This window comes from Cardiobacterium sp. Marseille-Q4385 (genome assembly GCF_916618745.1).
Taxonomy (GTDB): domain Bacteria; phylum Pseudomonadota; class Gammaproteobacteria; order Cardiobacteriales; family Cardiobacteriaceae; genus Cardiobacterium.
In genome coordinates this window covers 193,987-218,228 of record NZ_OU745373.1, presented here as the reverse complement: position 1 = coordinate 218,228, position 24,242 = coordinate 193,987, and the positions used below count along the sequence as shown (strand labels likewise).

General features: G+C 59.5%; 21 protein-coding genes and 1 pseudogene. 10 read left to right on the top strand and 12 right to left on the bottom strand.

The genetic code is table 11. From position 1 onward, the window contains the following. Positions 1 to 59: 59 nt before the first annotated feature. Positions 60 to 1,724, top strand: coding sequence for an energy-dependent translational throttle protein EttA (gene ettA, locus LG374_RS01070; protein ID WP_225755969.1), 1,665 nt, complete (start codon positions 60 to 62; stop codon positions 1,722 to 1,724). A gap of 184 nt (positions 1,725 to 1,908) precedes the next feature. Here ettA and LG374_RS01065 read toward each other — a convergent pair whose 3' ends face one another. After that, positions 1,909 to 2,892, bottom strand: a complete 984-nt coding sequence (locus tag LG374_RS01065) for a tol-pal system YbgF family protein (RefSeq protein WP_225755968.1) — start codon at positions 2,890 to 2,892, stop codon at positions 1,909 to 1,911. Positions 2,893 to 3,298: 406 nt separating this feature from the next. Between LG374_RS01065 and arfA the strand changes: the two genes are divergently transcribed. Then, entirely contained in the window at positions 3,299 to 3,472 is a 174-nt protein-coding gene (arfA, locus tag LG374_RS01060; RefSeq protein WP_225755967.1) for an alternative ribosome rescue factor ArfA, read from the top strand. Here the strand turns inward: arfA and LG374_RS01055 are convergent. Continuing rightward, positions 3,449 to 4,411, bottom strand: coding sequence for a bile acid:sodium symporter family protein (locus tag LG374_RS01055; RefSeq protein ID WP_225755966.1), 963 nt, complete (start codon positions 4,409 to 4,411; stop codon positions 3,449 to 3,451). The genes arfA and LG374_RS01055 overlap by 24 nt on opposite strands. A gap of 72 nt (positions 4,412 to 4,483) precedes the next feature. Between LG374_RS01055 and LG374_RS01050 the strand changes: the two genes are divergently transcribed. Continuing rightward, positions 4,484 to 5,116: a trimeric intracellular cation channel family protein gene (locus tag LG374_RS01050; RefSeq protein WP_225755965.1), complete on the top strand. Its 633-nt coding sequence runs from the start codon at positions 4,484 to 4,486 to the stop codon at positions 5,114 to 5,116. A gap of 110 nt (positions 5,117 to 5,226) precedes the next feature. Here LG374_RS01050 and msrAB read toward each other — a convergent pair whose 3' ends face one another. Together msrAB and LG374_RS01040 are read right to left on the bottom strand one after the other, a co-directional pair. Continuing rightward, positions 5,227 to 6,801: a bifunctional peptide-methionine (S)-S-oxide reductase MsrA/peptide-methionine (R)-S-oxide reductase MsrB gene (gene msrAB / locus LG374_RS01045; RefSeq protein WP_225755964.1), complete on the bottom strand. Its 1,575-nt coding sequence runs from the start codon at positions 6,799 to 6,801 to the stop codon at positions 5,227 to 5,229. A 146-nt stretch (positions 6,802 to 6,947) separates the two neighbouring features. Further along, positions 6,948 to 7,406, bottom strand: coding sequence for a four-helix bundle copper-binding protein (locus LG374_RS01040; RefSeq protein ID WP_225755963.1), 459 nt, complete (start codon positions 7,404 to 7,406; stop codon positions 6,948 to 6,950). 189 nt (positions 7,407 to 7,595) lie between these two features. Between LG374_RS01040 and LG374_RS01035 the strand changes: the two genes are divergently transcribed. The 4 genes from LG374_RS01035 (at position 7,596) to LG374_RS01020 (ending at position 11,228) form a co-directional block, all read left to right on the top strand. Continuing rightward, a complete protein-coding gene (locus LG374_RS01035; protein WP_225755962.1) occupies positions 7,596 to 8,078 on the top strand; it encodes a TlpA disulfide reductase family protein in 483 nt (160 codons plus the stop codon). Between the two features lie 55 nt (positions 8,079 to 8,133). After that, positions 8,134 to 8,667, top strand: coding sequence for a TIGR00645 family protein (locus tag LG374_RS01030; RefSeq protein ID WP_225755961.1), 534 nt, complete (start codon positions 8,134 to 8,136; stop codon positions 8,665 to 8,667). A gap of 9 nt (positions 8,668 to 8,676) precedes the next feature. Further along, positions 8,677 to 9,837 (top strand): polyphosphate kinase 2, encoded by a 1,161-nt coding sequence (gene ppk2 / locus LG374_RS01025; protein ID WP_225755960.1) that lies wholly within the window; start codon positions 8,677 to 8,679, stop codon positions 9,835 to 9,837. A gap of 530 nt (positions 9,838 to 10,367) precedes the next feature. Continuing rightward, positions 10,368 to 11,228, top strand: coding sequence for a hypothetical protein (locus LG374_RS01020; RefSeq protein ID WP_225755959.1), 861 nt, complete (start codon positions 10,368 to 10,370; stop codon positions 11,226 to 11,228). Positions 11,229 to 11,423: 195 nt separating this feature from the next. On the opposite strand, the pseudogene LG374_RS01015 reads toward LG374_RS01020, so the two are convergent. The 7 genes and pseudogenes from LG374_RS01015 to LG374_RS00985 form a co-directional block, all read right to left on the bottom strand. Continuing rightward, positions 11,424 to 12,040 (bottom strand): annotated as a pseudogene (locus LG374_RS01015) (IS1595 family transposase). A 146-nt stretch (positions 12,041 to 12,186) separates the two neighbouring features. Continuing rightward, the gene (gene recF / locus LG374_RS01010) at positions 12,187 to 13,263 is read right to left on the bottom strand and encodes a DNA replication/repair protein RecF (RefSeq protein WP_225755958.1); all 1,077 of its coding nucleotides are present in this window, start codon (positions 13,261 to 13,263) and stop codon (positions 12,187 to 12,189) included. Continuing rightward, positions 13,260 to 14,756: a YifB family Mg chelatase-like AAA ATPase gene (locus tag LG374_RS01005; protein WP_225755957.1), complete on the bottom strand. Its 1,497-nt coding sequence runs from the start codon at positions 14,754 to 14,756 to the stop codon at positions 13,260 to 13,262. Before LG374_RS01005 ends, recF begins: the two co-directional genes overlap by 4 nt. 9 nt (positions 14,757 to 14,765) lie before the next feature. Next, a complete protein-coding gene (ybaK, locus tag LG374_RS01000) occupies positions 14,766 to 15,245 on the bottom strand; it encodes a Cys-tRNA(Pro) deacylase (RefSeq protein ID WP_225755956.1) in 480 nt (159 codons plus the stop codon). A gap of 18 nt (positions 15,246 to 15,263) precedes the next feature. Continuing rightward, positions 15,264 to 16,304: a tRNA preQ1(34) S-adenosylmethionine ribosyltransferase-isomerase QueA gene (gene queA, locus LG374_RS00995; RefSeq protein ID WP_225755955.1), complete on the bottom strand. Its 1,041-nt coding sequence runs from the start codon at positions 16,302 to 16,304 to the stop codon at positions 15,264 to 15,266. A gap of 469 nt (positions 16,305 to 16,773) precedes the next feature. Then, the gene (locus tag LG374_RS00990) at positions 16,774 to 18,414 is read right to left on the bottom strand and encodes an FAD-dependent oxidoreductase (protein ID WP_225755954.1); all 1,641 of its coding nucleotides are present in this window, start codon (positions 18,412 to 18,414) and stop codon (positions 16,774 to 16,776) included. 34 nt (positions 18,415 to 18,448) lie between these two features. After that, positions 18,449 to 19,963, bottom strand: coding sequence for a polyamine aminopropyltransferase (locus tag LG374_RS00985; RefSeq protein WP_225755953.1), 1,515 nt, complete (start codon positions 19,961 to 19,963; stop codon positions 18,449 to 18,451). A gap of 159 nt (positions 19,964 to 20,122) precedes the next feature. Between LG374_RS00985 and LG374_RS00980 the strand changes: the two genes are divergently transcribed. The 3 genes from LG374_RS00980 (at position 20,123) to LG374_RS00970 (ending at position 23,712) form a co-directional block, all read left to right on the top strand. Continuing rightward, positions 20,123 to 21,064, top strand: coding sequence for a D-2-hydroxyacid dehydrogenase (locus LG374_RS00980; RefSeq protein ID WP_225755952.1), 942 nt, complete (start codon positions 20,123 to 20,125; stop codon positions 21,062 to 21,064). A gap of 134 nt (positions 21,065 to 21,198) precedes the next feature. Further along, positions 21,199 to 22,758 (top strand): DUF4139 domain-containing protein, encoded by a 1,560-nt coding sequence (locus tag LG374_RS00975; RefSeq protein WP_225755951.1) that lies wholly within the window; start codon positions 21,199 to 21,201, stop codon positions 22,756 to 22,758. A 36-nt stretch (positions 22,759 to 22,794) separates the two neighbouring features. Continuing rightward, positions 22,795 to 23,712 (top strand): hypothetical protein, encoded by a 918-nt coding sequence (locus tag LG374_RS00970; protein ID WP_225755950.1) that lies wholly within the window; start codon positions 22,795 to 22,797, stop codon positions 23,710 to 23,712. A 129-nt stretch (positions 23,713 to 23,841) separates the two neighbouring features. On the opposite strand, the gene LG374_RS00965 is transcribed toward LG374_RS00970, so the two are convergent. Then, positions 23,842 to 24,240, bottom strand: coding sequence for a tetratricopeptide repeat protein (locus LG374_RS00965; protein ID WP_225755949.1), 399 nt, complete (start codon positions 24,238 to 24,240; stop codon positions 23,842 to 23,844). Between the last annotated feature and the right edge of the window lie 2 nt (positions 24,241 to 24,242).

The following is a 24,242-nucleotide window of genomic DNA, read 5'->3' as shown; positions in this document are numbered from 1 at the left end:
AACAAAAATAAGGAATCACATAGAATAGCGCCTCACTTTTATCAGACAAAGCGGAAAACATGAGCCAATACGTCTATACCATGAACCGGATGAGCAAAGTCGTCCCCGGCGGCAAATTCATCCTCAAAGATATCTCCCTCTCTTTCTTCCCCGGCGCAAAAATCGGCATCCTCGGCTTGAACGGTGCGGGCAAATCCACCCTGCTGAAAATTATGGCTGGGGTCGATACCGATATCCAGGGCGAGGCACGGCCACAGCCCGGCATCAGCATTGGCTACCTGCCGCAGGAACCGCAGCTGGATCCGGACAAAACCGTGCGCGAAGTCGTGGAAGAAGCGATGAGCGACATGAAAGACGTGCAGGCCGAACTCGATGCCGTTTATGCCGCTTACGCCGATCCCGACGCCGACTTTGAAGCGCTGGCCGCCAAACAGGCCGAGCTGGAAAACAAACTCGCCGCCGGCGGCGGGCACGATAATGAACGCCGCATGGAAATCGCCGCCGACGCCCTGCGCCTGCCGCCGTGGGAACAAGTGGTGAACACCCTCTCCGGCGGGGAAAAACGCCGTGTCGCCCTCTGCCGCTTGCTACTGTCGAACCCCGACATGCTGCTGCTTGACGAGCCGACCAACCACCTGGATGCCGAATCCATCGCCTGGCTGGAACGCTACCTGCACGACTTCCCCGGCACTGTCGTCGCCGTTACCCACGACCGCTACTTCCTCGACAACGTCGCCGGCTGGATTCTCGAACTCGACCGGGGCGAAGGCATCCCGTATCAGGGCAACTACTCCGCCTGGCTTGAGCAGAAAGAAAAACGCCTCGCCATCGAAGAAAAACAAGAATCCGCACACCGCCGCGCCCTCAAGCAGGAACTCGAATGGGTGCGCAACAACCCCAAAGGCCGCCACAGCAAAAACAAGGCGCGTCTCGCCCGCTTCGACGAACTCTCCGGCAAAGAATTCCAGAAACGCGCCGAAACCCAGGAAATCTACATCCCGCCGGGTGAGCGCCTCGGCGACAAAGTCATCATCGCTGACCACATCGCCAAAGGCTACGCGCACAAAGCCCTCTACGAAGACCTCAGCTTCAACCTGCCGACCGGCGCCATCCTCGGCATCATCGGCCCGAACGGCGCGGGCAAATCCACCCTGTTCAACATCCTCGCCGGCAAAGACACGCCGGACGCGGGCACAGTGGAAATCGGCGAAACCGTGCGCATCGCCTTCGTGGACCAGTCACGCGACGCCTTAAATGCCGACAAAACCGTGTGGGAAGAAGTCTCGGACGGCCTCGACAACATCATCGTCGGCAGCTACACCATCCCCAGCCGCGCCTACCTGGGCCGCTTCAACTTCAAGGGTGCGGACCAGCAAAAACGCGTCGGCGACCTCTCCGGCGGCGAACGCAACCGCCTGCACCTCGCCAAACTGCTGAAAAGCGGCGGCAATGTGCTGCTGCTTGATGAACCGACCAACGATCTGGACGTGGAAACCCTGCGCGCGCTGGAAGAAGCCATCCTCGCCTTCCCCGGCTCGGCGCTGATCATCTCGCACGACCGCTGGTTCCTCGACCGCGTCGCCACGCACATCCTCGCCTTTGAAGGCGACTCGCAAGTCACCTTCTTCCCTGGCACTTACAGCGAATACGAAGCCGACCGCAAAAAACGCCTCGGCGACGAAGCCGATCAGCCGCACCGCATCAAATACAAGCGGATTCAATAAACCCCGACAAACAAAAGCCCCGGCAACGGGGCTTTTTTGCGGACGGGTGAACCCAGTGTTTATCCCGCTTGGCGAGGCCAGTGTTTACGCCGCTTGTTGAAACATGGGGGGCGCACTATCTTGGCAGACGAGTATTTTTTGTCGTGTACGAAGGTTAACTGTCGAAAAAATCGTAACGTTGTGCTCAGTCAGCGTCGTCTGTAGGGGGCGCTGCTGGCAGGAAAATAGACAAGACCAAGGTGGACAGCGACGCCGATGTCAGGATGGTGCTCATCATGGGTAAAACGTCACTCATGGTTTCTTTGGTGGTTGCGGCGAAGAGTGCCATGGCGCCCACATAGGTGAGGATGGTGACGATGATGGACAGGGTGATGCCTGCTGCGTCGCGGCGCAAGCGCAGACAGGCCACAATGATGCCTGCCACAAAGCATACCAGTGCCAGCGGAAAGCAGAGAAGGACATAGCCAAGCAGCACCCAGCCGAAAGTGTTGCCCCCTTCTAGCGGGCTGAGGAAGGCAAATGCCAGTGCGGCCAGCCCCCCGCCCAGCAGGGTTTGCATCAGAATGTATAAGACATATGAGGTGGCGGGAGGCGTATTCGTGTTGTGCTGTTCGTGGCTACGCTGTCGGCTGTGATGAGCGATGGTCTGCATGATATCTGTCAGGCAGGTATGTTCTGGGTAATGCGTGCGCAGTTTCTGTAGGAGAAGCAGGGCGTCTTCGCTCTTGCCGGTTTTGTCCATAGCCAATGCGGCGAAATGGTAGTTATCGACGATGTGCGGGTGATTGGGGTGGTGTATGGCGAAGCGGCGGGTGAGGTTGAGCACGCAGCGGTAGTCGCGGCGGCTGTATGCCTGGCGCACCAGCGGCAGGATGTTGTCGGCTGGTAGTATCGCCGGGTCGAGTGTGGCGAGTGTGTCGGCAATGATGGTGTAGCTGTTGTTGTCGCCTTGTATGGCAGCGGCGATGAGACGGTCGCGCAGGGTGTCGTTTGGCACCAGCGGGTACAAGAGACGGTAGGCGGAGTGGTAGGTCACGGGGTCGTGCGCAGCGTCAGTGTAAGGGGTGAGCAGGGTGATGGCGGCACCGTTATCGCCCCGGCGGATGGCATCGGCGGCATAGGCAAGCGCCCGGCCGTAGGTGGTGTCATGGCTGTCTGTAGTGTTCATAGGTATTTACACATCTCAATACGTGAAAAAAACGCAAAAACAAAGATAAACCCTCGCCCGCTGACGGGACTCGAAAAACTCACGCAGCGAGAAAGGGGGCAAGGTGAGGGGGTGGAGTGGGGTTAGTCAAATCCACTAAGCGTCAAACCCTTGCCTTTACCTCGCCTGGCGAACCCAGCATTGACGCCGCTTGGTGGCTTTGCAGACAGCACGGCGACGCTACGGCAGAAGGAAAATGTAGAGACGTTGCCTGCAACGTCTCCAACGAAAAACCCAGAAGCCGGCATTGTTCCCGCCCAGCACCTAACGAAAACCGCCTTTCCCGTATCAATTTCCCGCACCGTCGCTATAATGCGCGCCCCCTGCGGGGGGATGGACATCATCACTAAACCTTATGGAGTACACCATGAACAGACGCACATTGCATCTCGATTTACTGCACAGCGGGAAATACCGCCAGCACATCGTCAAGGCCAAAAAAGGCAAAGGCGCTTTCAGCCGCCACGAGAAGCACAAAAAACACCACCGGGATCCAGGTGGTGTTTTTTTATGTCCGTTATTCCGGCTTTGCTGGGGATAAATGATGGTTCCGCTTGTCCCACCAGGTGCAGATATTGGCAACTAGCGCACCGCTGATGTTGTGCCAAACGCTGAAAATGGCACTGGGCAGGGCAGTTTCTGGGCTTTTGAAGTGGTTGATGCCGAGGCTCGCCCCAAGGGCACTGTTTTGCATGCCGACTTCGATCATCACCGCGCGACGCTGGGCGCTGTCCATGCCGACGAACCAGGCAACACCGAGCCCCATCGCGTAGCCGAGCAGATTATGCAGGATGACGACGCCGAAAATAATGAGCCCGCTTGCGGCGATTTGGCTTTTGTTCAAAGCGACGACAATGGCGATGATCAGGACGATGCCGCTGACGGAGATAAGTGGCAGGGCATCGCGCAAGAGTTGCAGATGGCGGTCGAAGAGGCGGTTCACCACCACGCCGGCGACGATGGGCAGCAGCACGGTTTCCAGAATCGACACCATCATTTTGCCTGCTGCAATATCCACGCTGGTGTGCGCGTAGAGTTGCAGCAGGAGCGGCGTCAGGAGCGGCGAGAGCAGGGTGGAGCAGGAGGTGATGGTCACGCTCAGGGCGACATCGCCGCGCGCAAGATAGGTCATGACGTTGCTTGCCGTGCCGCCCGGGCAGCAGCCGACGAGAATGACGCCGAGCGCAACCATCGGATCCAGCGCAAAAACGTGTACCAGCGCTACGGCGAGGAGCGGCATGATAAGGAACTGCGCGACGACGCCGAGCAGCACTTGGGCGGGGCGGCGCACGATTTCCTCAAAATCCCGCGCACGCAGGGTCAGCCCCATGCCGAACATGATGACGCCGAGCGCGTAGGGAATCGTGCCTTTCAGCGGCACAAAAGGCTGCGGCAGCGAGTAGCCGATAATGGCGAAAACGATGGCCCACAGGGCAAAGGTTTGCCCGATAAAGGTCGATAAGCGGCGGATTTTGTGCATAAATTCTCTCAAGATGACGAAACGGAAAAAGGGTGTATCCTAGCGCGCGTTTTTTCCTGACACCACCCTGCCATGACTCTTGCCCCAGAAATCATCGTCCGCATTCTTGACTACTTCGGCGTTTTCACCGCCGCCGTCGCCGGTACTGTGCTGGCCAAGCGGCAGAACCTCGACATTTTCGGCGCGGTGATGATTGCCTTCATCACTGCCATCGGCGGCGGTACGACGCGTGATTTGCTGCTGGATCGCCGCCCGCTCTTCTGGCTGGTGGATTTGAATTACGCCTATCTGATTACCACGACTTCTATCGTCACGCAGATTTTCTATTACCAGTTCGAGCGTCTCGACAAACCCTTCCGCTGGTTCGACGCCGTCGGCATGGCAACTTTTACCGTCATCGGCATCGAAATTGCGCAAACGCGGGTGGTGGCGCCGCCGGTCGCGGTGCTGATGGGGGTAATTACGGCGGTAATGGGCGGGATTCTGCGCGACATCGTTTGCCGCCAGGTGCCGCTTCTGCTGCAAAAAGAAATCTACCTGACCGCTGCGCTCATCGGCGGTATTTTCTACTTCATCCTGCTGCACTTCGGTGTGGAATTGTGGCTGCGCGATACCCTCACCATGCTGCTGGTACTGACCATTCGCGGTCTGGCGATTATCTACAACTGGAACTTGCCGGATATTGCCGTCCGGCGGCGACGTTAGTGCGGCGGGATAAAAAAGCAGGGCAGGGCCCTGCTTTTTTATGCCTTTGTGGGAGCGCCAAGCGGCGTAAATGCCGGGTTCTCAGCGGCTACCCAATGCATCCTCACGCCTTACTTGCCCTGTTTGACGACCTCTACCAAATCGCCATAGCCCGCCGCTGCCATTTCTGCCAGCGGGATGAAGCGCAGGCTGGCGCCGTTAATGCAGTAGCGCAGGCCGCCTTTGTCTTTGGGGCCGTCAGGGAAGACGTGCCCCAAGTGCGCGTCGGCGACGCGGCTGCGCACTTCGGTGCGGCGCATGTTGTAGCTGGTGTCGTCGTGTTCGGTGATGACGGCGCGGCTGATGGGTTTGGTGAAGCTCGGCCAGCCGCAGCCGGAATCGTATTTGTCGGCAGAGCTGAACAGCGGTTCGCCGCTGACCACATCCACGTAGAGACCGGGCGCAAACTGGTGGTCGTAGGCATGCGAGAAGGGGCGCTCGGTAGCGCTGTTCTGCGTGACTTCGTAGGCTTCCGCCCCCAAGGTTTGCCGCAGGGTGGCGGCGTCGGGTTTGTGGTATTTGCCCGCATCAATCACGGGTTCGCCGTTTGGGTCACGCGCGGCTTGGGGCTTGTCGAGCGGGATGTCCGCTTGGTGGATGTCAATGTGGCAGTAGCCGTTCGGGTTTTTCGCGAGGTAGTCCTGATGGTATTCCTCCGCTTTGTAATAGTTGGCAAGCGGCAGGTTTTCGACCACGAGGGGCTTTTGGTGCCGCTTCTGTTCTTCGGCAAGCGCTTTTTCGACGATGCTGCGTTCGGCGGCGTCGGTGGTGTAAACCCCGGTGCGGTATTGCGTACCCCGGTCGTTGCCCTGTTTGTTGAGCGAGGTGGGGTCGATGACGCGGAAGTAGTATTGCAGGATGTCGGCAAGGCTGATGCGCGCCGGATCGTAGGTGATTTTTACGGTCTCGGCGTGGCCGCTGCCGCGAATGACGTCTTCGTAGCTGGGGTTGGCCGTCTTGCCGTTGGCGTAGCCGGATTCGGCGTCGATGATGCCGGGGATGCGCTCGAAGTAGGCTTCAAGCCCCCAGAAGCAGCCGCCAGCGAGGTAGATAGTCTGGGTGGTCATGGGTTGGGCTCCTTGTGCTTTGGGCGTGTAGTGGGTGGTTTGCGCGCTGATGTCCGCTTCCGGATTTTTGATGAGAGCGAGGGCCTGGTCGCGGGTGATGTGGCCTTTGATGACGCGGGCGATGTTGCCGCGCGCATCGAGCAGCACCCAGCTCGGATAGACAGCGACGCCGCTATCGCGGGCGATATCGCCGCCGTCGTTGATAAGCACGGGCGGGTAGGGCGTTTTCAGGCCGCTGATCCAGCTGCGGAAGGCGGCGGGTTCTTGTTCGCCCAAATGGCCGGGCGAAGCGATGCTGATGAGGTTGATGTCCTTAAAGGCGCTGTCTTTGTGCCACTCGGCGGTTTCTTCGAGGGTGGCGAGGCAGAGCGGGCACCAGCTTGCCCAGTATTTGATGAGGGTGGGTTTGCCGCGTTCGAGGTAGGTGGCGGCGGGGGCGCCGTCGGCTGTCGGCAGGCTGGCGAGACGTTGCGGCAGGTTTTGCAGGGTCTCGGCACGGCTCGGCACAGCGGGGGCGGCCAGGATCGGGGCGGCGGCAAAGGCGGCAAGCGTCAGGACAAGGAGGGTATGTGTTCGCATATTCGTGGTTTTGTGTGGGTTCGCTGTGGATTATAGGGGGAGCGGATGATGGTAGTGTCTTGTTCTGCTGCGCGGGCGTCTTGTGGCCGTGAACATCCGGCAAGAAAAAACCCGCCTGACGGTGGGTTTTGGGTGCTGCTTGATGCTCAAGCGGCTGCTTTGTTGCAAGCGTCAGCACATTCGAGGCAGGCTTCGTGGCAGGCCTTGCACTCGGCGTGGTGATCAGCGTGTTCTTTGCAGGCCTCGGCGCATTGCTTGCAGGCTTCGGCGCATTGTTTGGCGACGGCAGCCAGCAGGGGGGCGTTTTGGGCGGCGAGGTTGTTGGTCGCATCGCACAAGGCCAGCATTTGGTTGACGGCTTTGGCGCAGGCTTCCATGGTTTTGTCGCCGGCGGCAAGCTGGTTGATGCAGTGGTTGAGGCAGACGCGGCCAGCAGCAAGACAGGCAGCGGTAGCTTTGAGCAGGTCTTCGTTAACTTTGCCGGTGGCAGCAGCGGCGCCGTGGGCATGAGCGTGAGCGTGGGTGTGTTCTTCGGCAGCGGCGGTCGCGGCGGCAGAGAGGGCGAGGGTGGCGGCAGCGGCGCCGATGAATGTTCTGCGTTCCATGTTGTTCTCCGGAATGATGTTGGAATAAGTCCCCGTTTTTGGGGCGGCGCAGTATAACGGCGTCCCCCTGTTCTCTCAATTTTATTCGTCAAAATGTAGGTATCGATGGCGGTTGACGTTTATCTTCCGTTTCCCTAATGTGCCTGCCACTTTTTTATTAAGGTTTACGTTTTTATTGAGGTTTAGGTTATGAAATCTGTCTGGATGTTGTGTTGCGCGTTCCTGCTTGCCGCCTGCGGGCAGGAAGAGGTCGCGAAAGCGGAAACGGGCCAGCCCGCGCCGCCGATTCTCGCGCTGGGGCCGCATGATGAAGTGGTGTCCTTGCCCACGCAGGCCGAGCGGCCGCTGATTCTGAATTTCTGGTCGGCGACCTGCGGCATGTGCATCAAGGAATTGCGCGAGATTCAGGATTTGCAGGCGGCGCGTCCGCAGGCGGTGGACGTGCTCGCGGTCAATATTGATGGCGCAGATGGCAAGACCCTGCAAGCACTGGCCACGCAGCGCGGCCTGACGCTGCCGCTTGCCGCCGACCAGATGGGGGTGACGGCGGAGCGTTACCGCGTCAACGGCACACCGACCAATTATCTGATTGGCCGCGACGGCCAGATTCTCGAACGCAAGGCGGGGATGCTGGATACCGCCGATCTGCAACGCTGGTTTAGTGCCCGCTGATGCCTTTGTCTCACTCGGCAAATCCCGTACGATGCCCGCTTTTTCAGGAGAAACCATGAACCCGGTGCCTTCCCACCCCAACCCCATCGCCCGCATCATTTTCGCCAGCCGCTGGATACAGTTGCCGATTTACCTCGGCCTGATCGTCGTGCAGATGATTTACGCCTGGAAATTTTTGAAAGCGCTGTGGCACCTCATCGTCAACCTCGGCGTCATGGATGAAAACGCCATCATGCTTGCGGTCCTTAACCTCATCGACGTGGTGATGATCGCCAACCTCCTGCTGATGGTCATCGTCGGCGGCTACGAAACCTTCGTCTCGCGCCTCAACACCGACAACCACCCTGACCAGCCGGAATGGCTGGACCACGTCAACGCCTCGGTGCTCAAAGTCAAACTCTCGATGGCGATTATCAGCATCTCTTCCATCCACCTGCTGCAAACCTTTATCAACGCCAGCGCGATACCGGCGGAGAAAATCCAGTGGCAAATCCTTTTGCACCTCACCTTCCTGCTCTCGGCGCTGGCGATGGCTTACACTGACAAAATCATCAACAGCAACCACCACGCCGCCCAACCTCATCACTAAGGACACCCCATGACAACCGTGAAAAAAGCCCCCGTGCGCCGCAAGAAACCGAGCGAAGACGTCGTCATCGATATCGAACCCATCAACAAGGCTCCCGCGCCGCAAGTCGAAGCCCACGAAATCAGCACCAAAATGCAGCGCGCCGAAGATCACCACGCCGAAGCCTTGAGCGACATCATCCTGCGCGACATCGCCGATGGCCGCGTCGGTGCGCCGGGTAGCTACCTCGACACCGTTCTCGCCAGCTTCTCGCCGGATGAACTCGCGCGGGTGCAGGCGCTGTTCCAGAAACACAGCAGCACACAGCCGCCGGCGACCGCCGTGCGCGCCGATGACGAACTGGTCGAAGGCTGGCGCGAAGGCGTCTATCCGTACAAAAACCGCATGAGCCGCAAAAACTACGAAAAGCAGAAATACCACCTGCAAGTCGAGCTGCTCAAACTGCAAAAATGGGTGAAAGAAACCGGGCAGCGCGTCGTCATCCTCTTTGAAGGCCGCGATGCGGCGGGCAAAGGCGGCACCATCAAGCGCTTCATGGAGCACATGAACCCGCGTGGCGCCCGCGTGGTCGCCCTCGAAAAACCGACCTCGGAAGAACAGGGACAATGGTACTTCCAGCGCTACATCAAGCACCTGCCGACGAAAGGGGAAATCGTCCTTTTCGACCGCTCCTGGTACAACCGCGCCGGGGTTGAGCGCGTCATGGGCTTCTGCACCGACGCTGAATACGACGAATTCATGCGCGAAGTGCCCGACTTCGAGCGCAACCTGGTCCGAAGCGGCATCATCCTCATCAAATTCTGGTTCTCCGTCAGCCAGGACGAACAGCGCCGCCGCTTCAAAGAGCGCGAAGCACACCCGCTCAAACAATGGAAACTTAGCCCGATGGATAAAGCCTCGGTCGATAAATGGGAGGACTACACCGCCGCGAAAGAAGCGATGTTCTTCCACACCGACACGGCGGAAAGCCCGTGGATTGTGGTCAAATCCAACTGCAAAAAACGGGCGCGGCTGAACGCGATGCGCTACGTCCTGCACCGCGTGCCCTATGACGAAAAAGACAACGCACAAATCGGCGCGATTGATCCGCTCCTCGTCGTGCGCGCCGGAGCGATGTACGAAACCGGCCTGGACCCCAGCCATCCGCGTTCGGCGATGGATCTCGGCTGATGAACCCAAAAAGAACCCCGCTGCGGCGGGGTTTTTCTTATGTGCGAAGACATGGGCAACACTTTGCCCGCCCCAACCGACGGAGAACCCATGCCTTGGAGAACCCAAACCGTGAAAGAAAACAACGCACAGAACTCGTTACCTTCGCCCGTAAGCCAGATGCCAACATCAGCGAACTCGCGCGCCGCTGCGGCGTCAGCTGCAAGACCGTCTAAATGGCTCAACCGCGATGATATGGACGACCGCCCGAAGAACAGTCCAAAGCGTACTCCGCAACGCAGAAATCGCGTATCTGTGCCGTGCGGCGATGACCATCTCGTCAGCGTCGGCTTCCCGCTTTTCGGCAACTTCCGCACGCGACAAAAGCCGCAGCAAAGACACCCCGTGAGCTTTGCCACAAATGCGCCAAAACGCACATGGCAAACTCTTTACAAGAGCCGCAACGGAGCCGTACAGTTTCCCAAAAAGCAACACAAAACCCACATAACAACACGTTGTGCTCTTGAAAGACAAATATCTAAGGACACCACATGACAAACCAACCGACCAAGACCACCCGCAAGCCGCTGCTTCTTGCCGTAGGGTTCGCCACCATCGCCATACTTGCCGTATGTGATAACGCGCAAGCAGAAGAAGCTGTAAAAGCAGTAGATTTGTCAGGAAATATGGCAAAGAGTCGCGTATCGGATGGCGTATCCGCACCAGACAAAAAACCTACCAGCGGGCGACATTCACCGGAAGCGGATGCAAAAACACTGCATGAATGTCCGAAGGGCATCTCACCTGCACAAACCAGGGAACAATTGATTGAAAATATGTTTTTCTTCGCCAAAAATGCACAGAATAAAGGACGAGATTTTTATAATCATGACAATATAACCTGCTACTTTCATGGAATCTCATATTGGGAGACTCATGGCAGAATACCACTATCTATCATAGACCCTTGGGAGTTTGACATAGAAAAAGAAGGAGAAAAAACAAAACTTTATAAAAAATTACCAGAACATTGGGGAATCAATGACATAAGTACAATATATATATCTAATATTCTCCCAAAAAATAATTATAAATTTTTAATATATTATATTCCATCTAATAGCTCTATGTCTATTAGAGTTGAAGGTCAAGATAAATTTTTTAATCCCTCTCCCATTTTAGATAAATACTTTATCGACATAAGGTCTAACGGACATATTGACCCTATAAAAAGTGGTCATATATTACCGCTATTTAGGGCTCCCTATGTTTGGATCGATAGAGAGAAACCTATTGAGTCTTATAAAGGAATCCGTTACAAGCATATTCGTTTTTTTGAAAGAGGTAATGGATGGAATAGCAATAGTCAATTTTATTTTGTACTTAGCGTCTCATCCACTTTAACACATTAATTCTATAGGAGATAATAATGGAAATGACAGTATAAGACATTAAAGATATGTTCAACAACTATCGCATATTACTCGGTGAGGATAGAGTATCTGAATATTGCAGGAATTTTATATAACTCTCCTACAGCAAGAATAATTTGGGGCTGTACTAGATTAGCCCTAAATTTCACACTAATCCCGCAGGATTTTAAGCTGCTAGGACGGCGTACCGAAGTTAAACCGAAATTCACATTCTTTCAAGAACAGCGGGAAAGATTTGCGGTCAATGCCGTTGTATTTGCGCAGTACACGCTTCGCCTGGTTCCAAAAATTTTCAATGCCGTTGATATGATTCTGGCGCTCGGCAAACGCTTTGGAATGGTTGATGCGGTGATGGATAAAACCGCTCACATCCAGTTTGTCATAACTGCTCAGGCTGCCTGTATAAACAATACTGTCAGGCATGATTTTCTTCTTGATAACAGGTAGTAAGCTTTCAGATTTGACATTATCTACGACAACTGTATAGACCCGTCCGTTGCGTTTCAGAATGCCGAAGACAACAACTTTTCCTGCCGCACCGCGACCACGTCTGCCCTTGCGATGTCCGCCGAAATAGCTTTCGTCCAATTCGACAGAACCATCGAAAACTTCATCGGCAGCCAAGGTCAAACGATGGCTGATGACCATACGGATTTTGCGGTAGAACAGGACTGCCGAATTGGGATGGATACCCAAAATATCAGCGGCGGAACGTGCAGTAACTTCTAGCACAAAAAACGGAGTAGTTCTTTCTGTACTTTTTTCTTTAATTTGCAGTGCGTTATCTTCATTTTCGGAGGGTAACATATCTGCTAATCAGTACAGCCCCTTTCTTTTTATCTAAAGGCTTCTCTGCTTACCAAGATGACACCTAATGCCTGCTTGGCGCTGTCCCGTTAGGGTGGCCGCCGGCAGGCATTATCGGGTAGCGGCGCGGCTACGGTTTTTCCGTGATGTGGCCTGCGTCGATGTGCAGGTGCTGGTGGTCGGCGAGGGTGTCCGGCAGTGGCAGGTCGCCGTCGATGTGGGTGATGTAGAGCTGTGCGCCGCTGTCGGCAAGGAAGTTTAGCAGCATGTGCTGGCGGCGGCGGTCAAGTTCGGCGGCGATGTCGTCGATGAGGATAACGGGGTGGCTGCCGTTGTCGATGGTAATCAGGCGGGTCTGTGCGAGGATGAGGGCGCAGATAAGGGTCTTTTGCTGGCCACGCGAGTAGTGGTGCGCGATGTCGCGTCCGTCTGCGTGGAAGCGGATGTCGGCGCGGTGGATGCCGTCGCGGGTGTGTTTGAGCTGGCTGTCGCGTTCGTTGTTGGCGGTGAGTTGCGCGGTGAGGTCGTCGCCTGTCCAGCCGCGCTGGTAGTGGATGTGGATGGGGTCAAGGCCGCCGAGTTCGGCGTGGTAGGTATTGAGTGCCTGTTCGAGGGCGGCGAGGTAGGCGCGGCGGTAGGTGTCGATGCGGCTGCCGGTTTCGCCAAGGATGTGGTTCCAGGGCGCGAGATCGGCGGCGCGCCAGTTTTGCCGCAGCGCGGCGTTGCGGTTTTTCAGGGCGTAGTTGTAGCGCTGCCAGTCGGGGAGGAAGGCGGGGTTGTGGTAGTAGAGGCCGTAGTCGAGGTAGCGGCGGCGGTGTTCCGGGCCTTGGTCGATGAGGGCGAAGTTGTCGCTGTTGAGTATTTGGTTTGGGGTGAGGGCGGCAAGATCACTCAGGGTTTTGAGGTTTTCGCCGTCGAGGCGCAGGCGGTGTTCTCGCGCGCTTTTTTCGATGCCGAGCAGGTGTTCGTGCCCGTCGCGCTCGATGCGGGCGATGAGGCGCAGGTGCGGTTTGTCGTGGTTGATGAGGTGGCGGGTCTGGTTTTCGCGGAAGCTTTTGCCGCGCCCCAGGAGGTAGAGGGCTTCGAGCAGGGCGGTTTTGCCGCTACCGTTGTCGCCGCTGATGAGGGTGCAGCGTGGGTGCAGGTCGAGGGTGGCGGTGACGAGGTTGCGGATGCCATCCAGGCGCAGTTGGCGGATGCGGCTCATACGCTGCCGCCCCGGTATTGCAGGGCTTCGGCGAGGTGTTGGCGGCTCACGGTTGGGCTGGCGGCGAGGTCGGCGATGCTGCGCGCGACTTTGAGGATGCGCTGGTAGCTGCGCATGGAGAGGTGCATGCGTTCGGCGGCGCGGTCGAGGAGCGGCAATACGTCCGCTTCGGCGTGCAGGTGGCGTTCCAGCAGGCTGCCGTTAAGGGCGGCGTTGGGCCGTCCCTGGCGTTCGAGCTGGATGCGGCGCGCGGCAGTGCTTTGGGCGCGCAGGTCGGCGCTGGTTTCGGGGTGGGCTTGTTGTTGTTCGCGCAGTTGTGCCGGGGTGAGGCGGGCGACGGTGAGGTGGATGTCGATACGGTCGAGCAGCGGGCCGGAGATTTTCTGGCGGTAGCGCGCGATTTGGTCGGGGGTGTCGCTGCAGGCGCGTTCGGGGTCGCCGTGGTAGCCGCAGGGGCAGGGGTTCATGGCAGCGATGAGCTGGAAGCGGGCGGGGAAGTCGCTTTTCATCGCGGCGCGGCTGATGGTGATGTGGCCGTTTTCCAGCGGTTCGCGCAGCATTTCGAGGACGCGGCGGTCGTATTCGGGCAGTTCGTCCAAGAAAAGGACGCCGTGGTGGGCGAGGCTGATTTCGCCAGGACGGGGGATGGTGCCACCGCCGACGAGGGCGCTGGATGAGCTGCTGTGGTGCGGGGCGCGGTAGGGGCGGATACGCCAGTCGGCGGGGCTGAAGCTGCCCGCCAGCGAGCGCACGGCGGCGCTTTCGATGGCTTCGCGTTCGTCCATCGGCGGTAGGATGCCGGGGAAGCGTTGCGCCAGCATGGATTTGCCGGTGCCGGGCGGGCCGCTCATCAGGACGTGGTGGCCGCCGCTGGCGGCGACGAGCAGGGCGCGTTTGGCTTGGTGCTGGCCGATGACGTCGGCGTAATCGGGATAGCTGCGCGGCGGGCGGATGGGCGGTGGTGGTGGCGGTGGCCAGTCCTGGCGGCGGTGCAGGACGGCGGCGATTTCGGCGAGGCTTTCCGCGCTGTGGACGTTTTCGGCGGCGACGAGCGCGGCTTCGTGGTGGTTGTCCGGCGCGGTGATGATGCGGCGGTGCGCGTCCGTGGCGGCGAGTGCGCAGGGCAGGATGCCGCCGACGGGGCGCAGTGCGCCGCTGAGGGCGAGTTCGCCGTGAAATTCGTATTGGGCGATGTCGTCGGCGGGCAGTTGGTCGGAAGCGATGAGGATGCCGAGGGCGATGGCGAGGTCGTATCTGGCGCCATCTTTCGGCAGTTCCGCCGGGGCGAGGTTGATGGTGATGTGTTTGGAGGGGAATTCGAAGCCGCTGTTGATGATGGCGGCACGGACGCGGTCTTTGCTTTCTTTGACGGCTTTTTCCGGCAGGCCGACCAGGGTCATGGCCGGCAGGCCGCCCGCGAGGTGGACTTCGACGCGCACCAGCGGCGCGTGCATGCTGAGGGGGGCGCGGGTGTAAACGGTGGCGAGGGTCATAGGCAGCGGTTAAACAGCGACGTTGACGGTCTGCGGGTTGAGGATGGCGAGGTCTTGCGGGGTGATGATGACCTGAAAGCCGCGTTTGCCGCCGTTGATGCAGAGGCTCTCCAGCGCGTAGATGCTTTCTTCGACGTACACCGGCAGCGCAGTTTTGCAGCCGAAGGGCGAGGTGCCGCCGAAGAGGTAGCCTGTCCATTTATGTGCCTGGTTGGCTTCTGCTGGTTCGATGTGTTTTTTGCCGAGCTGGCGTGCGAGGTTGCGCGTCGAGATTTCGCGGTCGCCGTGCATGAGCACGATAAGGCCGTGATGGCTGTCATCAATAAGGACGATGGTCTTGATGACCTGGTGTTCGGGGATGCCAAGCTCGGCAGCGGTCTGCGCAGTGCCGCCGTGCTCTTCGTAGGTGAAGATGTGCGGCTCGTAGGCGATGTGGTGTTCGCGCAGTTGGCGGATGGCGGGGGTGACGGGGTATTTTTCTTTGGACATGGCGGGTCTCGAAAAGGGTTAATCCAGGCGTTTGGGCAGGAACATGGCATCGCCGTAGCTGTAAAAGCGGTAGTCGTGGGCGATGGCGTGCTGGTAGGCGCGGCGGATGTTGTCGTAGCCGGCAAAGGCGCTGACCAGCATCAGCAGGGTGGATTCGGGCAGGTGGAAGTTGGTGAAGAGGGCATTGACAACGCGGAAGCGGTAGCCGGGGGTGATAAAGAGGCGGGTGTCGCCGGTGTATGGCGCGAGGCTGCCGCCCGCCGCCGCACTTTCCAGGGCGCGCAGGGCGGTGGTGCCGACGGCGATCACGCGGCCACCGCGGGCGCGGCAGGCGGCGACGGCATCTACTACGTCTTCGCCAACGGTGAGCCATTCTTCGTGCATGATGTGCTCGGCGAGGTTTTCGTGGCGCACCGGCTGGAAGGTGCCCGCGCCGACGTGCAGGGTGATTTCGGCGCGCTGCACGCCACGCGCGGCGATGGCAGCAAGCAGGGCTTCATCGAAGTGCAGTCCGGCGGTGGGGGCGGCGACGGCGCCGCTGTGTTTGGCGTACACGGTCTGGTAGCGCTCGCTGTCGCTATCTTGCGCGCGCCGTTCGAGGTAGGGCGGGATAGGCATTTCGCCGTGCGCGGCGAGGAGTTCCTGCCACGGCGTGTCGTCGCTGTACAGGGTAAAAAGGGCGTCATCACGGTCGCCGACGCGGAGGGTGGCGTTGCCGACGTGGAGGGTGCTGCCCGCCTGCGGGCTTTTCGAGGCGCGGATGTAGGCGCTGGCTTCATGCGGGCTTTTCAGGCGCTCGATGAGGATTTCGATTTTGCCGCCGCTGGCTTTGTGGCCGTAGAGACGGGCGGGGAGGACGCGGGTGTTGTTAAAAACGAGTAAGTCGGCGGGATCGAGGTAGTCGGGCAGATCGCGCACTTGGCGGTCGCCGAGTTCGACGGTATCGGCATCCAAGACGCGGGCGACGAGCATCCGCGCCGCGCTGCGCTCGGGCAGCGGATAGCGGGCGATGCGTTCATCGGGCAGGTCGTAGTGGAAATCGGATTTGTGGTAGGTCATGACGATAGAGGATGGGGAAAGGCGGTATTGTTGTGCCGGGCGGGAGTTTTGGCAACGTCTTCGTAAATACGCCAAGCGGGGGTAAACACTGGCTCCGTCAAGCGGCGTAAATACTGGGCTTGCTGAGCGGTGTCAGTGCCGGATTTTTATTTTCCCCCCTTCCGGCCTCCGGCCACCTTCTCCCGCAAGCGGGGGAAGGGATTTCGTGCCAAGCGGCGTAAATGCTGGGCTTGCTGAGCGGTGTCAGTGCTGAATTTTTATTTTCTCCCCTTCCGGCCACCTTTCCCCGCAAGCGGGGGAAGGGATTTCGTGCCAAGCGGCGTAAATACTGGGCTTGCTGAGCGGTGTCAGTGCCGGATTTTTATTTTCCCCCTTCCGGCCTCCGGCCACCTTCTCCCGCAAGCGGGGGAAGGGATTTCGTCCCAAGCGGCGTAAATGCTGGTTCCGCCAAGCGGGAGTGCAAGGCAAGTCATATCTCGCGCGGTGCTGCCAGCACTTGTTGTGCGGCGGTGATGCCCCAGTATGCTGCTTCTTCAAAGACGGAGTAGCCGCTCAGGTCGCTATGCGCGAAGTGCAGGCGCGAGCGGTGTGTGCGCAGGGCGCGCAGTTGTGTGTCATCGAGGTAGCCGGGCAGGGGGATGCGCATGGCGTGGGCGCGCACGGTGATGTCCACGCTGTCCACCAGACGCCAGAAGTGGCGGCCATACACGGCGTGCAGGTCGGCGGCGGCATAGGCGAGTAATTCGTCATCCGGCGCGGTCAACAGCCACTGCCGCACCGCCGGCGGGCTGTCGTGGGCGAGGGCGCGGTAAGCGGTGAAGAGGACGCGCGGTGGTTTGGCGACGCGGATACTTTGGTTACTGCCCGCGATGTAGCCCAGCGCCGGGCTGCCGTAGAGGACGTTATCCCAGGCCAGCGGCTGTTCGTCGGGCTCGTGCGGGAATTGGTGCAGGGCGAAGTTGCTGATGAGCCACGGCGCGTAGAGGCCGCTGCCGTCAAGGCCGTAGCGGGCGGGTTCGGCGACGAGGCGGGCGGCGATGTGAAGCGGCATGGCACTGATGACGTGGCGGGCGCGGAGGCGGTGGACGGTGCCGCTGTCGTTATCGCGCAGGTGGACTTCAACGTGCCCGGCGTGTTCCTGAATGCGGATGGCGCTGGCGTTCCAGGCAGCAGGCTGGGCGAAGCGCAACACGGGCCCGGAGGGCAGGGCGGCGAGGTGGTGCAGGCCGCTTTTCTCGCGCAGCAGGCGGGAGAGGTGGGCGAGGCCGTCCGGCCAGGTAAGGACGGCGTTGCCGTCGTGGCCGCGCGCGGCGAAGTAGTGCAGGCCGGCGTAGGCGGAGACGGTATCGATGCCGTGGCCGTAATCGTCGCGGCAGCAGTAGTCGAGGTACCACAGCAGGGTCGGCGAGCGGTAGTTTTCGTGCGTGAGCCAGTCGGCAAAAGTGAGCTGGTCGAGGGCGCGCCAGTCGCTGTCCTCGCTGGAGCGGACGATAGGGATGGCGAAGGTTTTGCGCCCGTCGCGGCCACGCGCGTGTTGCAGGCGGCGGATGAGGGCGTGGAAGCGGCGACTGTCGTCGTCTTCCTGCGGCAGCAGTTCGTCCTGCCAGCGGTTTTGGTAATAGAGACGCTCGCTGGGGGCGTGGACGAGGTCGGTCTCGCGGTAACGCGGGCGGGCGGGATCGCTTGCGTCTTCGAGGATGCCGAGGTCGGCGAGCATGGCGCGCAGTTCATGGCTTTCCGCCGAGGGCAGGGCGAGGTAGTGCGCGCCGCTGGGCGCAAGCAGGTCGCCGTTTTGGTAGGCGGCGTTGTTGCCATCGCGTTCGATACCTTCGGCGAGGAGGATGTCGCGCGCGCCGTGGCGGGTGAGTTGCCACAGCGCGGACAGCGCTGCCGCGCCGCTGCCGAGGATGAGGGTGTCGCAGTCGTGCGTGCTTTGCGGGGCAGAATGGGTGAGCGCGCCGTCACGCAGCAGGTGGCCAAGCGGCAGGCCGACGCGGTTCACGCGCAACGCCGGCGGCGGGTTGAGGCGGGAATAAAGGTGGCGCGAGGTGGCAGCAGCGGCGCCGATAGCGGCGGTGGCGGCGAGGAAGCGGCGGCGGGCGGGTTTCATGGGAAGGTGGGGATGAGTTGTGGCGTGGTGCGCTTCAGCGTTGCACGTCGCGCCAGTCTTCCTCGAAGTAGTGGACGAGGATTTGCGTGTTGAGGTAATTCGGCTCGACGTCGCGCCGTGCCATGTCCGGCGGGAAGCGGAACATTTCCGCCGCCGTGGCCGCAGTGAGGTAACGCGTCGGCACGTCGAAGCGTTCCGGCACGGGGAATGTCGCCCCTTTGCCCGCGAGGACAAAACCCCATTCGCCGAAGGACGGCACATAGACGTGGTACGGCGCGGTGGCGAGCCCCGCCGCTTCCAGGGTGGCGACTACCGACCAGTAGGCGTTTGGTGCGAAATAGGGCGAGGTGGATTGCACGACGATGAGGCCGCCGTCCGCAAGGTGCCGCGCCACCTGGCGGTACATCGGCACGGAATAGAGTTTGCCCAGCGAGAAGTTGGATGGATCGGGCAGGTCGATGAGGATGACGTCAAACTGCTCGCTACTTTCTTCCAGCCATTGCGCGGCATCGGCGTTGATGACGCGCGTTTTCGGGTGCGTGAGTGCGCCGCCGTTCAGCGCGGTCAGCGTCGCCGAGCTGGCAAAGGTTTGCGTCATCTCGGCATCGAGATCAACCAGGGTCAGGCTTTGCACTTGCGGGTATTTCAGCACTTCGCGCGCGGCAAGGCCGTCACCGCCGCCGAGGATGAGGACGCGTTCGGCGCGCGCCGCCATCTGCATCGCGGGCAGAACCAGCGCTTCGTGGTAGCGCGCTTCGTCGCGCGAGGAGAATTGCAGGTTGCCGTTGAGGTAAAGGCGGGTGTCGTCCTTCCAGCGGGTGATAACGAGGCGCTGGTAGGGCGTGTGCCGCTCGTACACGATGGGATCGCCGAAGTAGCTCTGCTCGGCGTGGAAGGTGATACGGTCGGCATAGACGAAGGCGGCGGCAAGCGCGGCGAGGACGAGCAGGGCGCGGCGGCGCAGCGCGGGGTAACACGGCAGTTGTGCGCGGAAGATACGCGCGGTGAGCAAGGCGACGGCGGCGTTCAGGAGGCCAAAGAGCAGCGCCGAGCGCGCCATGCCAAGGCGCGGCGCGAGGACGAGCGGGAAGAGCAGGGAGACGGCGAGCGCGCCGAGGTAGTCGAAGGTGAGTACGCGCGCGACGAGGTCGGCAAAGGCAGCCTGTTCGCGGTGCAACACGCGCATCACCAGCGGGATTTCCATGCCGACGATGATGCCGGTAATCAGCACAAAGGCGTACAGCAGGCTGCGGAACGGCGCGGCAGCGAGGCCGAAAGCGACAAAGAGGGCGAGCGCGGAAAGGCCGCCGACGATGCCGACCAGCAGCTCGATTTCGATGAAGCGGACAAGCGCGTCTTCGTCTTTGATGTAGCGGGTGAGGTGCGCGCCGATGCCCATCGCGAAGAGGTATAGGCCGATGATGCTGGAGAATTGCAGGATGCTGTCGCCGAGGAGGTAACTGGCGAGCGCCGCCATGATGAGTTCGTAGGCGAGGCCACAACTGGCGACGATGAAGACGGAGATGATGAGGGTGCGGTGGGCGTTCATGCGGCAAATTATAGCGGGGAAGCGGCCGCGGCGTTTCGTCGCGGCGGCGCAGGCGTTAAGATACTCACGTGTTCACAGGTTTCCTCAGCAGTAATCACGTTTTTGCGCATAGTGCTGCGGAAAGTGTACCCCCATCCCCGAACCAGAACAGGAGCCACCATGAAAGCCGTATTCCTTGACCGCAACACCTTTTCGCCGACCATCGACCTACCCGCCCCCGCCGGTGTGACGGACTGGCAAGTGTTCGATGCCACGGTAAACGACACCGCGACCGTCGTCGCCCGTCTGCAAGGCGCGCAAATTGCCATCACCAACAAGGTGTTGATGACGCGCGAGATCCTCGCCCAGCTCCCTGAGCTGCGCCTCATCCAGATTACCGCGACCGGAGTTAATAACGTCGATGCCGCCGCCTGCGAGGAACACGGCGTCAAGCTCTACAACGTTGCCGGTTACTCGACCACCACTGTGCCGGAGCACACCTTCGCCATGATGCTGGCAGCGATGCGCGGCCTTCTGCCTTACCATCAGGCGGTGATCAGCGGCGACTGGCAGCGCGATGGCCGCTTCTGCCTGAACGAACTGCCCATCCTCGACCTGCGCGGCAAAACGCTCGGCATCGTCGGTGTCGGCAATATCGGCAAACGCGTCACCGAGATTGCGCGCGTCTTTGGCATGCACGTCCTCTGGGCGGAGCGCCGCCACGCCGCGCCGCGTTCGTCCGAATACACGCCGTTTGACGAAGTGTTTGCCACATCCGACATCATCACCCTGCATTGCCCGCTTAACGACGCCTCCCATCACCTCATCAACGCTGAAACCCTGGCGCTGTGCGAGCGCACCCCGCTTATCCTCAACATGGCACGCGGCCCCGTCGCCGATGCCGCTGCCGTGGTCGAAGCCCTGAACAGCGGCAAAATCCTCGGCTATGCCAGCGACGTCTTCGCCGAAGAACCGCCGCCCGCCGACGAACCGCTGCTCAGTCTGCGCCAGCATCCACGCGTCATCTACACCCCGCACAACGCCTGGGCCAGCGTCGGCGCGCAGCAGGAATTGTGGCGCATCCTCATGGCGCAGGTGAGCGCATTTATCAACGGCAGTTGAACCCCTGTTCTTTAAGAATCGTAGCCAGGGCAGTGCCCCGGCTGCGTTGTCGGGTATCGAAATGTTGCTGGAAAATGAAAAAATAGAAACCTTCTCTGCTATCATGGCGCGCGTTTTACAAAGGAGAATCCCTAATGCGCCTATGGATAGCCGCTTGGCTGGCGGCTGCTGCGATAAGCGTTGCGCACACTGAAGATTACGAATTGGACGCGCCGGTCGTCACCGCGCGTTTGTACAGCAATGAAGCCGAACTCGTCCGCGAAGCGCGAGTGACCGTCAAACACGGCGCGCACCGCCTGATCGTCTCGCCGCTGCTCGGCGACAACATCGCCGACGTCTCCCTCAGCATCGAAGGCGCTCGCCTCACCGGGCAGGGTATGCGGCCACTGCCGGCACCGGATACCAGCGACCCGCTATTGAAACAGGCCGATGCCGCCGAACAGGCGCTGACCATCACCCGCCAGACCATCGAAGACAACCGCGACATGAGCCGCGCCCTCATTCAGCGACTGCAAAACCAGAACAGCACCGTTGATAACGTCCAGCGCCAGCTGGACGCCTTGGCGCGCGTGCGCGAAAAACTGCTGAGTACCGAGCGCGAACAGCAGGACGAACTGAAAAAATTGCAGGAACAACTCGCCTGGCAGAACAAAGGCCGCGACAGCCGCCAGTATGCAGGCATCTTCGACATTTACAGCGACCGCAGCGGCGAAGTTACCCTGACCCTGCGCGAGCACACCAAAAAAGCCTACTGGCAGCCCTACAGCGAATTCAGCCTGAACAGCGACAGCGGTACCCTCGACATCCGTGCCTACGCGCAAGTCGTGCAACAAAGCGGACTGGACTGGCAGAACAGCGACATCGCCCTCTCCTTCGCCCCGCCCGATTACCGCGAACAGCCCGCCCTGCAAAGTACCACTGTCGCTATCGCCGACCGCACCGTGACCTCAATCGTCGGCGATAACGCCCCCTTCTCCGCCAACACCGCCCTGCTCAACAAGGGCGGCCTGCCTGTTAAAACAGCCAAGAGCGGCACAAACGACAAGGTGGCGACGGATGACGTCTCCATCTCCGGCGTTGATTTCGCCGTCAAAATCCCCGGCAAACATAGCCTGGCCAGCTCGCGCGATCGCTACCAACTCACCTACTGGCAAAACCGCAGCCACACCAAACTCTACAGCGCCGCTTACGCCTGGGTTACGAGCAAGGCCCTGCTCGTCGCCGAATGGCAGCAGCCGGACGGACACGGCTTCTACCCCGGCAACGCCAGCTTCTTCCGCGACGGTAACCGCATCGGCAACCAGCGTCTCGACCGCCCGATGAACGCCAATAGCCGGCAAATCATGAGCTTCGGCGAAGACCCGCATATCGACGTCGCTTACAGCGTGCCGCCCGGCCACGTCGGCAACGGCCTCATCCTGCGCGACCGCCTCGAACGCCGCCAGACCGTTACCCTGACCAATCACGGCAAAACCGCGCGTAACGTCCGCCTCTACGCCCGCTTGCCACTATCAACCCAGCCCGACGTCAGCGTGGAGGCCAAATTCTCCCCCAAACCGGATGCCGAAAACGTCGAGAATGTCAAAGGCATCGTCCTCTGGGAAAAAAACCTTGCCCACGGCGACAGCCTGCGCGTGGAAAACGGCTACGACATCCACTATCCCGAAGGGAAAAAACTTATCGGCATTGAGTGAGGCTGCCGCATCGTTCCAATCATTGAAAATACCGTTATGATTGAGCCAGAACAAAATACCGGGACATCTGTCCGCTTTGAGGTACACCTCTTTCTTTGCGCACTCGTATTGGCCTTATTTCTATTATTGGCAATAATCCTTTTTGCCATTCCTTGGGCAAAAAATCTGCAACTCAACTTGTTCATCAATTTCCTCTGGCTATTGGCCATTTATAAACTGATTTTCTTCTTCGCGCATTACTACAACAAAAACTTTGGCTTTTCCTTGCAGGATGGCACCATAGATGAAGAAGACTATCGCAATGGCGATGCGCCGCTGACTCATGCGCAAATGTATGCCCTAGTCACGATATTTTGCATTTACATCTTCGAACTCTTCTTCATAGAAGCGTGGCTGCATAAACTACAGCTTGTCTGGCGTCCATTTTGGGCCGATGCCATCATCAACTGGATGTGGGATAATGCAGATACACTTTCCAATAATAACAAGTGGGGCATTATTACGATTATTGTTGGAAGCGACAATCCGCTGAAAAGAGTTTTCCCTGATGGCGATGCGTTTTTACGCTCTTTATTCAGCAATGCCGCCCTGCTTTTCTCTTTCTTCCGCATGATGACATTTCCCGTCATTGTTGCGTGTTATTACAAAGTGCTTGGCAATATGATCGATGGACTGGGCATGGACGCCATCAATCCGGGAAAAATTAATCCCCGCGAATTGGGAAACCATAAACATGTATTGTGGTGTTTCTTTCTGACAATACCTTTAATATTTATGTTCATTGGTGCCACACTTATGTGCACACTATTTCCTTTAGAGCTTAATGTCCTGTCCATGATCAGCGTAAACGCATGGCTGGAACGCTTTGGCCTTTATTTCACATGCCCGATCTTCATAATCTTTGCCATGAAGATGATGTATGGCTGGCGGCAATATGCAAAAAGCCACTACTGACAAAAAGCGACGGTAACCTGCACCCATCCCGCTTGGCGTGTTTCCGGTTTGGACGCGCGTCAAGCGGCGTGGCTGCTGACCCATCAAGCGATGTCGTTACTGGATCCGTCAAGCGGGATGTGCAGGCATCTATGCGCCCAAGTCGTCCAGCATTTGCAGGGCGATTTGGGCGTTGGCATCGCCCTGAGCAGCGGCTTTTTCCCACCACAGGCGGGCCAGAGCGTAGTCCTGTGTTCCGCTGCGTCCATCGGCATAGAACACGCCGAGGTTGGTTTGTGCTTTGGCGTCGCCCTGTTCTGCCGCCCGTTCGTACCAGTCGCGGGCCTGCGTGTAGTTCTGCGGCACGCCCCGTCCTTCGCTATGGAGCACACCGAGGTTGTATTGGCCGAGGGCATCGCCTGCTTCGGCAAGGCGGGCGTTTATTTCGCGGGCGGTGGCGTAGTCCCCCTGTTCGTAGGCGGTGGTAGCGGCGGCGCGCAGAGTCTCTTTTTCGTTGTCGTTGAGGGCAGTCAGCGGCGGTGTGGTCATAG